Annotated in this window: 13 protein-coding genes; 7 read left to right on the top strand and 6 right to left on the bottom strand. The window is 70.5% G+C overall.

Going from position 1 to position 12,874, the window contains the following annotated elements:
- Nucleotides 1–66: 66 nt before the first annotated feature.
- From KXR53_RS31080 to KXR53_RS31060, 5 genes are all read right to left on the bottom strand, one after another.
- Nucleotides 67–1,341 carry a hydroxyacid-oxoacid transhydrogenase gene (locus KXR53_RS31080; protein ID WP_437379493.1) on the bottom strand — a complete coding sequence of 425 codons (1,275 nt, stop codon included), beginning with the start codon at nucleotides 1,339–1,341 and terminating at the stop codon, nucleotides 67–69.
- Between the two features lie 7 nt (nucleotides 1,342–1,348).
- Nucleotides 1,349–2,311, bottom strand: coding sequence for a nucleoside hydrolase (locus KXR53_RS31075; protein ID WP_437379492.1), 963 nt, complete (start codon nucleotides 2,309–2,311; stop codon nucleotides 1,349–1,351).
- A gap of 68 nt (nucleotides 2,312–2,379) precedes the next feature.
- Nucleotides 2,380–2,580 carry a (2Fe-2S)-binding protein gene (locus tag KXR53_RS31070; protein ID WP_437379491.1) on the bottom strand — a complete coding sequence of 67 codons (201 nt, stop codon included), beginning with the start codon at nucleotides 2,578–2,580 and terminating at the stop codon, nucleotides 2,380–2,382.
- 66 nt (nucleotides 2,581–2,646) lie between these two features.
- Nucleotides 2,647–3,273, bottom strand: coding sequence for a CDP-alcohol phosphatidyltransferase family protein (locus tag KXR53_RS31065; RefSeq protein ID WP_437379490.1), 627 nt, complete (start codon nucleotides 3,271–3,273; stop codon nucleotides 2,647–2,649).
- Nucleotides 3,270–4,271 carry a lysylphosphatidylglycerol synthase domain-containing protein gene (locus KXR53_RS31060; protein WP_437379489.1) on the bottom strand — a complete coding sequence of 334 codons (1,002 nt, stop codon included), beginning with the start codon at nucleotides 4,269–4,271 and terminating at the stop codon, nucleotides 3,270–3,272. Before KXR53_RS31060 ends, KXR53_RS31065 begins: the two co-directional genes overlap by 4 nt.
- Before the next feature lie 245 nt (nucleotides 4,272–4,516).
- Between KXR53_RS31060 and KXR53_RS31055 the strand changes: the two genes are divergently transcribed.
- The 7 genes from KXR53_RS31055 (at nucleotide 4,517) to KXR53_RS31025 (ending at nucleotide 10,442) form a co-directional block, all read left to right on the top strand.
- Nucleotides 4,517–5,650, top strand: coding sequence for an ABC transporter ATP-binding protein (locus KXR53_RS31055; RefSeq protein ID WP_437379488.1), 1,134 nt, complete (start codon nucleotides 4,517–4,519; stop codon nucleotides 5,648–5,650).
- On the top strand, nucleotides 5,650–6,156 hold the full coding sequence (locus tag KXR53_RS31050; RefSeq protein WP_437379487.1) for a DUF2165 family protein: 507 nt from the start codon (nucleotides 5,650–5,652) through the stop codon (nucleotides 6,154–6,156). Before KXR53_RS31055 ends, KXR53_RS31050 begins: the two co-directional genes overlap by 1 nt.
- 128 nt (nucleotides 6,157–6,284) lie before the next feature.
- Complete coding sequence (locus tag KXR53_RS31045; RefSeq protein WP_437379486.1) at nucleotides 6,285–6,863, top strand: GNAT family N-acetyltransferase; 579 nt, start codon at nucleotides 6,285–6,287, stop codon at nucleotides 6,861–6,863.
- Nucleotides 6,864–6,870: 7 nt separating this feature from the next.
- Complete coding sequence (locus KXR53_RS31040) at nucleotides 6,871–7,800, top strand: glutaminase (protein WP_437379485.1); 930 nt, start codon at nucleotides 6,871–6,873, stop codon at nucleotides 7,798–7,800.
- A gap of 7 nt (nucleotides 7,801–7,807) precedes the next feature.
- Complete coding sequence (gcvA, locus tag KXR53_RS31035; protein ID WP_437379484.1) at nucleotides 7,808–8,701, top strand: transcriptional regulator GcvA; 894 nt, start codon at nucleotides 7,808–7,810, stop codon at nucleotides 8,699–8,701.
- Between the two features lie 95 nt (nucleotides 8,702–8,796).
- Nucleotides 8,797–9,267: a RidA family protein gene (locus tag KXR53_RS31030; RefSeq protein ID WP_437379483.1), complete on the top strand. Its 471-nt coding sequence runs from the start codon at nucleotides 8,797–8,799 to the stop codon at nucleotides 9,265–9,267.
- A 2-nt stretch (nucleotides 9,268–9,269) separates the two neighbouring features.
- Nucleotides 9,270–10,442 (top strand): aminotransferase class V-fold PLP-dependent enzyme, encoded by a 1,173-nt coding sequence (locus tag KXR53_RS31025; RefSeq protein WP_437379482.1) that lies wholly within the window; start codon nucleotides 9,270–9,272, stop codon nucleotides 10,440–10,442.
- Here the strand turns inward: KXR53_RS31025 and KXR53_RS31020 are convergent, their stop codons facing one another.
- On the bottom strand, nucleotides 10,443–12,800 hold the full coding sequence (locus KXR53_RS31020) for a bifunctional salicylyl-CoA 5-hydroxylase/oxidoreductase (RefSeq protein ID WP_437379481.1): 2,358 nt from the start codon (nucleotides 12,798–12,800) through the stop codon (nucleotides 10,443–10,445).
- Nucleotides 12,801–12,874 lie beyond the last annotated feature (74 nt).

Genomic DNA, 12,874 nt, shown 5'->3' with positions numbered 1-12,874 from the left:
GCCACGGCGCTCCGCGCCTCGCCATGACGAATGAGGCTGGAGGGTTGATCCTAAAGCCCGCCGGCATCACCAGTTCGCCATCGACTCCCGCAGGATGCGCTCGAGATCGGCGGGCCCGACCGGCTTGGGCGCGCCGACCAGGAGCCGCTGCTGCTTCAGCGCGCCCTCGACCAGGGCCGGGATGTCGGCCTCGTCATAGCCGAGCTCGGCGATGCCGCGCGGAGCGCCGACCTGGCGCATCAGGGCGGTCAGCGCATCCGGCAGGCTGTCCGGCCCCGGATCGCTGACCGGTCGCCCGGTCAATAGCTCCGCCGCCCGGATGTGCTTCTCCGGCGCCGCGTCATAGGTGAAGCGGAATGACGCCGGCGAGGTGACGATCACGGAATAGCCATGCGGCACGAAGGCGTGGTCGCGGCTGTATCCGGCGGCGTGGAAGACGTGCTTCAGCCCGGCGATCGGATACGCGCAGGCGTGCGGGATGTGCACGCCGGCTGTGCCGAAGCCGATCCCGGCCATGGTCGCGGCCAGCATCATCGTGCCGCGCGCCTCCAGGTCGTCGCCGTCCGCCACCGCCCGGGCCAGGTACCGGCCGCCGAATTCGATCGCCTGCAGCGACCAGACATCGGCCACCGGGTTGCTGCCCTGATAGGGCGGCCGCTCGTCCGGCGTGGCCGGGCGCGGCCGGGCGTCGAAGGGCTTGGAGATGTAGGATTCGACGGCGTGGCAGACCACGTCGAGCCCGGCCGAGGCGGTGACGCCGGCCGGGGTGGTGCGCGCCAGCTCCGGATCCACCAGGGCCAGCGCCGGCCGGATATGGCGGTGCGAGATCCCGGTCTTCACCTTCAGATCGGGGATGTCGAGGATGGCGACGGTCGTCGCCTCCGACCCCGAGCCCGATGTGGTCGGCACCGCGATCAGCGGGAACAGCGGTCCCGGCGGCTTGCGGCCGCCGCCGATCGGCGGGTTGACGTAATCCATGATCGCGCCGCCATGGCGCTTGATCAGGTTGGCCACCTTGGCGGTGTCGATGGTCGACCCGCCGCCGAGGGCGACGAAGCCGTCGACCTCCGCCGCCATCGCGACCTCGGCGGCGAGCTCCAGCGATTCCAGCGTCGGCTCGACCGCGATGCCCTCGAACCGGGTCACGCCGATGCCGCTGCGCTGGATGATGCCGATCACCCGGTCGACCAGCTTGAACTCGTGCAGCGCCGGGTCGGCGACCAGCAGCACCCGGGAGACGCCGAGGCGCTTCAGCTCCCAGCCCAGCTCCTCGACCGCGCCGGCGCCGAATTTCAGCGGTGCCGCCTCGATGGTGAAGACGCTTTCCAGGACCTCGGTCACGGCCGCCTCACAGCCGCCGCAGCGCCTGGTAGATCAGCTCGAAGAAGCCGTCGGCGTCGATGTCGCGCAGCACGCGGCAGTTCTTCGGCCTGTCCTCGCCGCGGCCCCATTTCTCGGCCATGCCCCACCAGTCGACCACGGTCATGCCCAGCGTGTGCTCGCCCGCCAGCTCGACCGCGACATGGCAGTCGCGGCCGCGGAACAGCTCCGGCTGCAGCAGATAGGCGATGACGCAGGGGTCGTGCAGCGGGCCTCCGGCTGTGCCGTAGCGGTCCATGTCGAAGCGCTCGTAGAAATCCAGCATGCCGACCACGCTCTTCGCCACCGGCGTGTCGAGCGCCGCCACCTTGTCGAGCCAGGCGCGGGAGATCAGCGCCTTGTGGGTGACGTCGAGCGGCACCATGGTCAGCTTGATGCCGCTGGTCAGCACCACATGGGCGGCGTGCGGGTCGACATAGATGTTGAACTCGGCCGCCGGGGTGGTGTTGCCGCCCTCGAAGAAGCCGCCGCCCATGAACACGATCTCGCGGATGCGCGGTACGATCTTCGGCTCGCGGATCAGGGCCGAGGCGATGTTGGTCAGCGGCCCGAGCGGGCACAGGGTGTAGGTGCCCTCCGGCGCCGCCATGATCGTGTCGATGATCCAGTCGACCGCATGGCCCGGCACCGGCCTGGTCACGGGATGGGGCAGGCCGGAGCCGTCGAGGCCGGTCTTGCCATGCACCGCCTCGGCCGTGACCAGGGGCCGCACCAGCGGGCGGATCGAGCCGGCGACCACCGGGATATCGGTGCGCCCGGCCAGCTCGCACAGCTTCAGCGCGTTGGCGGTGGTCAGGTGCAGCGGCACATTGCCGGCCACCGTGGTGATGCCGGCGATCTCCAGCTCCGGCGAGGCGATCGCCAGCAGGATGGCGATGGCGTCGTCCTGGCCCGGATCGGTGTCGATGATGATGCGCCCGGTCTCAGCCACCCTGGCCTCCCTTTTCGAACTCTAGGGAGGCTGGCTAGCACCGCGACAGCGCCAGGTACAGAGGCGGCTTACTCGGCGGCGAGGAGGACCGGCGCGTCGTCCTGCTCGCGGTTGGCCTCATTCACCATCTGCCGGATGGCGGTGACGCATTTGCCGCAGCGCGGCGCGCAGCCGAGCCCGGCATAGACCTGCCCCGCGTTTTTAGCTCCTGATTCGACGGCACACCGGATCTGAGTGTCGTTCAGGGCGTTGCAGATGCAGATGTACATGCGTCGGCGGCTCCGGTGTGGTCCGCCGGATTTAGATGAGACTGCGAATGAGTGTCAATAGGCGCTCTATCCTGCCCCGGTCTCCGCCCGTGCGGCGCGAAGGCGCACCGCGGTCAGGATGGCGAAGAACGGCCCGCCGATCGCCGCGCCGATCAGGATGTAGGGGAACAGCCCGAACCAGGCCGCCGGCGCGAACAGGTAGAGCGCGTCGTCGAAGTCGAAGCCGAGAATGCCGACATAGGCCTTGGTCTCGACCGCGCCCGCCGCCTCCAGCCGCGTCGACAGGATCGAGGCCAGCAGCACCCCGGCGCTCGCCAGGAGGCCGAGCAGCGGACCGATCTCGCCCAGCCAGCCGGTACGCAGCCCGATGCCGATCGCCAGGAACATCAGCGCGTTGACCGCGAGATCGCAAAGCGTGTCGTAGACATGGCCGAAGCGCGAGGAGCTGTTGCCGAGCCGCGCCAGCTCGCCATCCGCCCGGTCGAGCAGACAGGAGACCAGCCAGATCACCCCGCCCCAGAGGGTCCAGCGCGCGTCGCCGACGGCGAAGGCGGCGCAGCTGGCGAGGCCGGTGACGAGGCGCCCGGTGGTCAGATGGTTCGGCGTGACCCGGGTGCCGACCAGGGGCCGCACCATGATCCGGGTCAGGCGATGGGTCCAGGAGGTGTGGGGCTGGGTGTAGATCGACTTCATGCCTGCTCGCGCGCAACCTCCGGCGTCCGCAGCAGGCGCCGGCCTTCAATGAGGTACCAGATCAGGAGGGCCGGGGCATGCAGCAGCAGCTCGCGGATGCGCTTGACCAGCGCCACCGAGAGGGCGAGCTCCGGCGGCAGGCCGAACATCACGCCCAGCGCCAGCAGGCTGCCGTCCTGGACGCCGAGCGCCCCCGGCACCAGGAAGGCGGCGGTGCGTACCGCCTGGCCCAGGCTTTCCATCACCAGGGCCTCGGCGAAGCCGATGTCGGCGCCCAGCACCTGCAGGGCCAGCCAGACCTCGCCGGCGCCGAACAACCAGGCCGCCAGATGCCAGGCCCCCGACAGCGCCATCGCCCGGCGGTCGCGGTAGATCGCCATCATCGTGTCGTGCAGCCCGGCCAGCGACCCCAGCGCCGGCCAGTCGAACTGCCGGGCGATCCGGCCCAGCAGCTGCTCGAACAGCCGGAACATGCCCCAGCGCTGCACCAGCACGAAGGCGACGCCGGTCAGGACCGCGACCATCAGGCCGAGCCCGCCCCAGCGCAGCATGTCGCCGCTGCCGATCAGCAGCAGCACCACGAGACCGATGGCGAAGAAGACGATCTGGCTCAGGAATTCGAAGGTAAGGTCGACCAGCATCCCAGCGCCGGCCGGGACCGTACCGGCGCCGTGCAGCGCCAGCACGCGGGCGCCGAGCACATTGCCGCCGACCTGGGCCACCGGCAGCACCGCATTGGCCGATTCCCGCACCAGCCGCGCCCAGACGAAGATGCCGGGCCCGGCCGACCACAGCGGCCGCATGGCAGCGCGCCAGCCCAGCGCCGAGCAGGCCAAGGGCAGAAAATGGAAGGCAATCACCAGCAGGATGCCGCCGCTGGCGCCCAGCAGCAGCCGCAGCACCGCCTCGGCGTTCTGGGAGGCGACCAGCCCGATGACGCCGCACAGCCCGGCGAGCCCGACCAGGGCGGTGGCGAGCTTGATGGCGCGGCGGGTCACGATGCGGCGCCGGTCCTGGCGAGCGGGATAGGATCTTGGATCGGCATGCCGCGGCGGCTCCTCTCGGGCGGGCGGATTAAGGGGACAGGCCGCGCCCGTGTCAATCGATTGCGAGGCTGGCGGCCCGGACGTCCGGATCAGAATCGTGCAAACATCAGACGATTTGGCGCGGCCCGTTCCAAAATGCTGGCCTCCGCCGCCCGTGCTGGATATGGTGCGGACAAAGTTTGCGCAGTGGAGGAAACATGGCTGGCGTTACGCTCCGTGGCATTCGTAAGTCGTTCGGCGACCTCGAGATCATCAAGGGCGTCGATCTCGACATCCGCGACCGCGAATTCGTCGTCTTCGTCGGTCCGTCGGGCTGCGGCAAGTCGACCCTGCTGCGGCTGATCGCCGGCCTCGAGGACATCACCGCCGGCGACCTCGCCATCGAGGGCCAGCGGGTCAACGACCTGCCCCCGGCCGAACGCGGCATCGCGATGGTGTTCCAGAGCTACGCGCTCTACCCCCACATGACGGTCTACGAGAACATGGCCTTCGGCCTGAAGCTCGCCAAGACCAGCAAGGCCGAGATCGAGCGCAAGGTCGGCGACGCCGCCCGCATCCTGCAGCTCGAGCATCTCCTGAAGCGCAAGCCGAAGGAGCTGTCGGGCGGCCAGCGCCAGCGCGTCGCCATCGGCCGCGCCATCGTGCGCAACCCGAAGGTGTTCCTGTTCGACGAGCCGCTGTCGAACCTGGACGCTGCCCTGCGTGTGCAGATGCGGATCGAGATCGCCCGCCTGCACAACGACCTGAACGCGACCATGATCTACGTCACCCACGACCAGGTCGAGGCGATGACGCTGGCCGATAAGATCGTGGTGCTGAACGCCGGCGTGATCGAGCAGGTGGGCTCGCCGCTCGAGCTGTACCACCACCCGGACAACCTGTTCGTCGCGGGCTTCATCGGCAGCCCGAAGATGAACTTCATCGAGACCGAGATCACCGCGGCCAACGGCGCCAATGCGACGGTCAAGCTGCCGGGCGCCGGCTCCGTCACCGTGCCGGTGCAGCCGGGCCGGGCCAAGGCCGGCGACAAGGTCACGCTCGGCATCCGGCCGGAGCACATGAACGAGAGCGGCACCGGCGCCGCCGCCATCCCCGGCCAGGTGCTGGTGGTCGAGCGGCTGGGCGGTGAGACCTATCTCTACGTCAAGACCGAGGTCGGCATGCTGACCGTGCAGGCCGACGGCGACAGCCGGGTCAAGACCAACGACCAGATCAAGATCGGCTTCGCGGCCGAGACCTGCCATCTGTTCGATGCCCAGGGCCAGGCCCTGCAGCGGGCGGAGCGGCACCCGATGGCCGATATCGGCCGCGAGCCGGCGATGGCCCATTGATGCTGACCGCCAGGGTCTTCAAGATCCTGGCGACAGCCGGCATTGCCCTGTTCTTCACCCTGGTCGCGGTCGGCAACCTGACCGACTACGGGCCCAACTTCGCCTTCGTCCAGCATGTGCTGGCGATGGACACCACCTTCCGGTCGCCCGCCCTGATGTGGCGGGCGATCGACGTTCCGTGGGCCCACCATCTCGTCTACGCCCTGATCATCATCTGGCAGATGGCCACCGCAGTCGTCTGCTGGGTCGGTGCCGTCAGCATGGCGCTGCGCTGGGATGCGCCCGCCGCCGTCTTCGCCCGGGCCAAGGCGCCGGCGCTGGCTGGTGTCGGCATGGGCTTCCTGCTCTACGCCTTCGGCTTCGTCGCCATCGGCGGCGAATGGTTCGCCATGTGGCAGTCGAAGGAGTGGAACGGCCAGCCGGCCGCGCATCTGTTCCTGACCGTCACCGGCCTCGTCCTGCTGTTCCTGAACCAGAGGGACGAGGAGCTGCCGTACGATCTCTGAGTTGCGGCACAGGACCCTTTGACCGTCCGCCGTGATCGGGTACAGGTTCTTGACCCGTTCGTAGCGCCGATGCCGTCCATGACCCCTTCCCTTCCCCGACACGGCGGGATCGCCGCCCCCGGCGCGGCATGAGCGACGACCATCCCTTCCCCGCAGCCGGGCCGGCCGCCGTCGCGCTGAAGCTGGCGGATCAGCGCATCGCCGATGCCGTCGACCCGTCGATCGGCCTCAACGCGCTCAGGATCGAGGACCTGCCGATCATCGCCCGCTGGCTGGAGCTGCCGCATGTCATGCGCTGGTGGGGCGACCCGGAGGAGGAGCTGGCGCAGATCGCCGCCCATCTGGTCGAGCCGAACATCGCCCCGTTCTTAGCGCAGGAGGGCAGCCGGCCGATCGGCTACATGCATGTCTACCACGCCAACCCCGACCCGTTCTGGGCCGCGCATGAGCTGCCGCGCGAGACCTTCGGCATCGATCTGTTCCTGGGCGAGACCGACGTGATCGGCCGCGGCATGGGCACCCGGCTGATCCGGCTGGTGCTGCGCCGCCTGCTGGCCCTGCCGGAGACGGCGCGGGTGCAGGTCGACCCGGCCCCGGCCAACGCCGCCGCGATCCGCGCCTATGAGAAGGCCGGGTTCCGGCGCCGCGGCCCGATCGACACGCCCGACGGCGCCGCCCTGTACATGACGATCGACCGGGCGGGCTGAGCCGGGAATGCCGGATCTGAGCGAGATCGTCGGCGGGATCGCCGACGCCATGGCGCGGGAGCAGCGGCGCGGCGAGGTCGCCGGCTACATCCCGGAGCTGGCGAAGGTCGATATCGGCCAGTTCGGCATCGCGGTATCCACCCTGGACGGCGGCTTCCACAGCGCCGGCGACGCCGAGGTGCCGTTCTCGATCCAGAGCATCTCCAAGGTCTTCACCCTGACCCTGGCGCTCGGCGCCGTCGGCGACGCGCTGTGGCGGCGGGTGGGGCGCGAGCCGTCGGGCAACGCCTTCAACTCGATCGTCCAGCTCGAACACGAGGAGGGCGTGCCGCGGAATCCCTTCATCAACGCCGGCGCGCTGGTGGTGACCGATGTGGTCCTGGCCGGGCACCAGCCGCGCGAGGCGATCGGCTCGATCCTGCGCTTCGTCCGCGGGCTGGCCGACGACGAGAGCATCGCCATCGACGAGACGGTGGCGCGGTCGGAGGCCGGGACCGCGTTCCGCAACATGGCGCTGGCCGCCTATATGAAGTCCTTCGGCAACCTGATGCATCCGGTGGAGCTGACGCTCGGCGTCTATGTCCATCAATGCGCCATCGCCATGACCTGCCGCCAGCTCGCCACCGCCGGGCTGTTCCTGGCCGATGGCGGCGGCCGATCCTCGACCGGGCATCGCGTGGTGTCGCCGGAGCGGGCGCGGCGGATCAACGCCCTGATGCTGACCTGCGGCCATTACGACGGCTCCGGCGACTTCGCCTTCCGCGTCGGCCTGCCGGGCAAGAGCGGCGTCGGCGGCGGCATCCTGGCGATCGTGCCGGGCCGCGCCTCGGTGGCCGTCTGGTCGCCCGGGTTGAACCAGCACGGCAACTCGCTGCTCGGCACCCTGGCGCTGGAGCGGCTGGCCAAGGTGATGGGCTGGTCGGTCTTCGGGCCGTGAGGCGACGATGCCGCGGCGCCTGCCCTCCCTGCCTGCCCTGCGCGCCTTCGAGGCGGCCGGCCGGCATCTGAGCTTCCGCCGCGCCGCCGAGGAGCTGCTGGTGACGCCGAGCGCGATCAGCCACCACGTGCAGCGGCTGGAGCGCGAGCTCGGCACCGCCCTGTTCCGGCGCAAGACCCGTGCCATCGTCCTGACCCCGGCGGGCGAGCGCTATCTCGACGGCGTGCGCCGCGCCTTCGACCTGCTGGAGGAGGAGACGCGCGCCGTCCGGACGCCGGGGCGGGCGCTGCTGCGGGTCAGCCTGCTCGCCTCCTTCGCCACCCATTGGCTGGTGCCGCGCCTGCCCCGCTTCGCCGCCGCGCATCCGGAGATCGAGCTGCGGCTGGAGCCGTCCAACGCCCTGGCGGACGTCAAGGGCGGCGAGGCCGACCTGGCGATCCGCTACGGCACCGGCGGCTGGCCGGAGGTCGAGGCGATGCTGCTGCTGGCCGACCGGATCGCCCCGGTGGTCAGCCCGGAGCTGCTGCGGCGCGGCCCGCCGATCGCGCGCCCGGCCGACCTTCTGCACCACACCCTGCTGCTGTCCTACGCCCGCGAGCCGATCGAATGGCCGGCCTGGTCGGCGGCGCACGGTTTCGAGCTGGCACGCGCCCGCACCCTGATGCTGCACGACTACAACATCGTGCTGGAGGCGGCGCTGGCCGGCCAGGGCGTGGCCATGGGCCGGCATGCGCTGATCGGCGACAGGCTGCGCAGCGGCGCGCTGGTCGAGCCGCTGGGCGGCCCGCCCTTCGCCCCGCCCGGCCTCGGCTATTGGCTGGTGACCCGGCCGGGCCCCCTGCCCCCGCCCGTCGCCGCCTTCGCCGACTGGATCCGCGGCGAGGCGGCTGCCGCCTCATAGGTGAATCCAAGTCACTCATAGGACGAAAACTTCGCGTTCGTCGGTGGCGCCCGGCGGCGTCTAGCATCCGGCCATCCTCACGACAGGACCGGACCATGCCGAAGACCATCGCCGAAGCCGTCGCCGCCCTGGGCCATGACCTGCCCGAGGCCCCCGCGCCGGCCGCCAACTACGTGCCTTATGTCCAGGCCGGCAACCTGCTGTTCGTCTCCGGCCAGATCTCGCAGGACCGCAACGGCCCCGCCTATCTCGGCCATCTCGGCGACACCGTCTCGCTGGAGGACGGGCAGAAGGCCGCACAGCTCTGCGCCCTTGCCATCCTGGCCCAGGTCGCGGCCGCGACCGGCGGCGAGCTCTCCCGCATCCGCCGCGTCGTCCGGCTCGGCGTCTTCGTCGCCTCGGCGCCCGGCTTCACCCAGCAGCCGCAGGTTGGCAACGGCGCCTCGGACCTGATCGCCGCGGTGTTCGGTGACAAGGGCAGGCACGCCCGCGCCGCGGTCGGGGTGGCCGCATTGCCGCGCGGCGTCGCGGTCGAGGTCGACGCCGTCGTCGAGCTCGAGGACTGACCATGGACGTGGCACGGCTGCGGGCCGAGACGCCGGGCATCGACCGGATGCTGCACTTCAACCATGCCGGCGGCTCGCTGCCGCCGGCGCCGGTGCTGGACGCGGTCCTGGCCCATCTGCAGCGCGAGGCGGTGTCCGGCCCGATCGAGGCCGGGCTGGCGGCAGCACCAGCCTTGGAGGAGGCGCGCGCCGAGGCCGCCGCCCTGGTCGGCGCCGCGCCGCGCGAGATCGCTTTCACCGGCAGCGCCACCCAGGGCTGGGGCCTGGCCTTCGCCGGCCTTCCCCTGTCCGCCGGCGACCGCATCCTGGTCGGCCGCCAGGAATGGGGCGGCAACCTGACCACCATGCAGCGCGCCGCCGCCCGCACCGGCGCGGCGATCGAGGTGATCCCCTGCGACGAGACCGGCCGGGCCTCGCCCGAAGCCCTCGCCGCGATGATCGACGGCCGCGTCACGCTGGTGTCGCTGACCTGGATCGGCGCCAATGGCGGGCTGATCAACCCGGCCGCCGAGATCGGTCGCGTCGCCCGCGCCGCCGGCGTGCCCTACTTCCTCGACGCCTCCCAGGCGATCGGCCAGATCCCGATCGACATCGCGGCGCTGGGCTGCGACGTGCTGATCGCGCCCGGCCGCAAGCATCTGCGCGGTCCGCGCGGCACCGGGCTGCTCTATGTCCGGCAGGGCTTCCTCGACCGGCTCGACCCGCCCTATCACGACGCCCGCACCGCGGCCTGGACGCCGGACGGCGCCCGGCTGCAGGACAGCGCCCTGCGCTTCGAGGCCGGCGATTTCCCGATGGCGCTGCGGCTCGGCCTCGGCGCCGCGATCCGCTATGCCCGCGCCATCGGCATCGACGCCATCCGTGCCCGCCTCGACGCGCTGGCGCAGGGGCTGCGCGCCCGGCTGGCGAGGATCCCGGGCGTGACCGTCCACGACCTCGGCGTCGAGCGCGCCGCCTTGGTGTCCTTCGCCGTCGCGGGGATCGAGCCGGCGGAGCTGCGCCGGCGCCTGGCGGCCGAGGGGATCACCATCGCCATCAACGGCGTGGCCTACACGCCGCTCGACATGACTGCGCGGGGCCTGGGCGACATCTGCCGCGCCGCCGTCTCCTACCTGCACACGGAGGAAGAGCTGGACCGCCTGGCCGACGCCGTGGCCGCCGCGGCCCGCAGCTGATCAGCGGGCGTGCCGGCGCGGCCGGGCCTTGATCTGCAGCTCGGTCTGCTTCTCAGCCTGTCGCCCCAGCTCGCGGAAGGCCTGGTCGCGGCCGGGCCAGTATTGCTGCGGCCAGGACTGGCTGCGGACGCCGTACCAGGCCTCGGCCTGGCGGACGAAGGTCGGGTTCCACAGATGCGGCCGGGCGAGCGCCACCAGGTCGGCGCGGCGGGTGTGCAGGATGGTGTTGATCTGGCCAGGCTCGGTGATAGCGCCGACCGCCATGGTCGCCATCTTCGGCACGTTGCGGATCGCCTCGGCGAACTGGACCTGGAACATGCGGCCATAGACCGGCCTTTGGTCCGGCACGGTCTGGCCGGCGGAGACGTCGATCAGGTCGCAGCCGGCGTCGCGGAAGGCCTCGGCGATGGCGAAGACGTCGGCCTCGCTTATGCCCCCCTCCTTCCAGTCCGTGGCGGAGATGCGCACCGACATCGGCCTGCCTTCCGGCCACACCGCCCGCATCGCCCGGAACACCTCCAAGGGGTAGCGCAGCCGGTTCTCGATCGGCCCGCCGTATCCGTCCGTCCGCCGGTTGGTCAGCGGCGACAGGAAGGAGGCGAAGAGATAGCCATGGGCGCAGTGCAGCTCGAGATGATCGAAGCCGGCGCGGGCGGCGCGTTCGGCCGCCTGCACGAAATCCGCCTTGATCCGCTCCATCTCGGCGCGGTCGATCTCCTTCGGCACCGGGCTCACGCCCTCGATCCAGGGCACCGGCGAGGCCGAGATCACCGGCCAGTTGTCCTCCGGATCGGCGATCGGGTGGTCCGGATTCTCCCAGCCGAGCTGGGTCGACCCCTTGCGCCCGGAATGGCCGAGCTGCATGGCGATCTTCGTGTCGCTGTGGGCGTGCACGAAATCGACCAGCCGCGTCCACTGCGCCTCATGCGCATCGGTCCACAGGCCGGCGCAGCCCAGGCTGATCCGGGCGTCCGGCGACGGGCAGGTCATCTCGACGAACATCAGCCCCATGCCGCCGAGGGCATGCGAGGCGTAGTGCACGAAGTGCCAATCCGTCAGGTTGCCGTCGCGGTCGGCCGAATACTGCGCCATCGGCGACATCACCACCCGGTTCTTCAGTTCCATTCCGCGCAGGCGGAAGCGGGTGAACATCGGCGTCGGCCGGGTGGCGCGGTAGTCGTCGCCGGTCTCGCGCCACAGCCGCTCGTAGAAGGCGTCGTCGGCCCGGCGCACGAAGTCCGGGTCGCGGATGCGCAGGTTATCGTAGGTGATCGACTTGGCCCGGCACATCACCACCATGGCGAACTGCATCGGATCCATGTCGAAGGAGCGGTTCATGTGCTCGAACCAGGCCAGCGACACGTCGGCATTGTGCTGGGTGACCTGGCACGGCGTGCGGCGCGCCTTGTCGTAGGCGGCGAAGGCCTGCTCCACGCTGGTCTCGGCATGGGCCACGACGGCATCGGCCAGGGCGATGGCGCATTCCATCGCCAGCTTGGTGCCGGAGCCGATAGAGAAATGCGCCGAGGCCTTGGCGTCGCCCAGCAGCACGATGTTCCGGTGCCACCAGCGCTCGCAGAAGATCCGCGGAAAGCGCCGCCACATCGACCGGTTGAGCAGCAGCGGATGACCCTGCAGCTCCTCGGCGAAGATCGCGGCCAGCCTGTCGCGCGAGCCCTCCTCATCCGCCTCGGTGAAGCCGTGGCCCTGCCAGCAGGCCTCGTCCATCTCGAACACCCAGGTCGAGCGGCCTCCCTCGCCCTGAGTTGCTTCATACTGATAGGTGTGGGCGCAGATCACGCCGTGCTCGGTCTGGCGGAAGAAGTAGTTGAACTCGCTCATCGGCCGGGTCGAGCCCATCCAGCAGAAGCGGTTGGCCTTGAGCGAGACCTCGGGCCGGAAGGCGTCGCGGAAATGCTCGCGGATCGCCGAGTTGATGCCGTCCGCGGCGACGATGATGTCCGAATCCGCGAAGCGCCGGTCCAGCGTCGCCGGGTCGATCCGCTCGGAGAAGGACAGCTCGACCCCGACCTCGCGGCAGCGCCCCTGCAGAATCTGCAGCAGGGTCATCCGTGAGGTGCCGCAGAAGCCGTTGCCGGCGCAGCGGATGGTCTCGCCCTTATAGTGGATCGCGACGTCGTCCCAATAGGCGAAGCGCTCGCGAATCCGCTCGTAGGATTCCGGGTCACGCGACAGGAACTCGTCCAGCGTGTCGTCGGAGAAGACGACGCCGAAGCCGAAGGTGTCGTCGGCGCGGTTCTGCTCGTGCACTTCGACATGCCAGTCCGGCCGCGCCTTCTTGGCCAGAAGCGCGAAGTACAGGCCCCCCGGACCGCCGCCGATGACCGTGATCCGCATCCCGTCCGTCTCCCGTCCCGGGCCGGACGCGCGATCCCCGGCCCTGTTCCGGAAGAGTACGGCGGATTGTTTTA

It is taken from the genome of Inquilinus limosus (assembly GCF_051487185.1).
In the GTDB taxonomy this organism is placed as follows: Bacteria; Pseudomonadota; Alphaproteobacteria; order DSM-16000; family Inquilinaceae; genus Inquilinus; species Inquilinus limosus_F.
The sequence above is the reverse complement of the archived record's forward strand: the minus strand, read 5'-3'. Positions and strand labels throughout refer to the sequence as shown.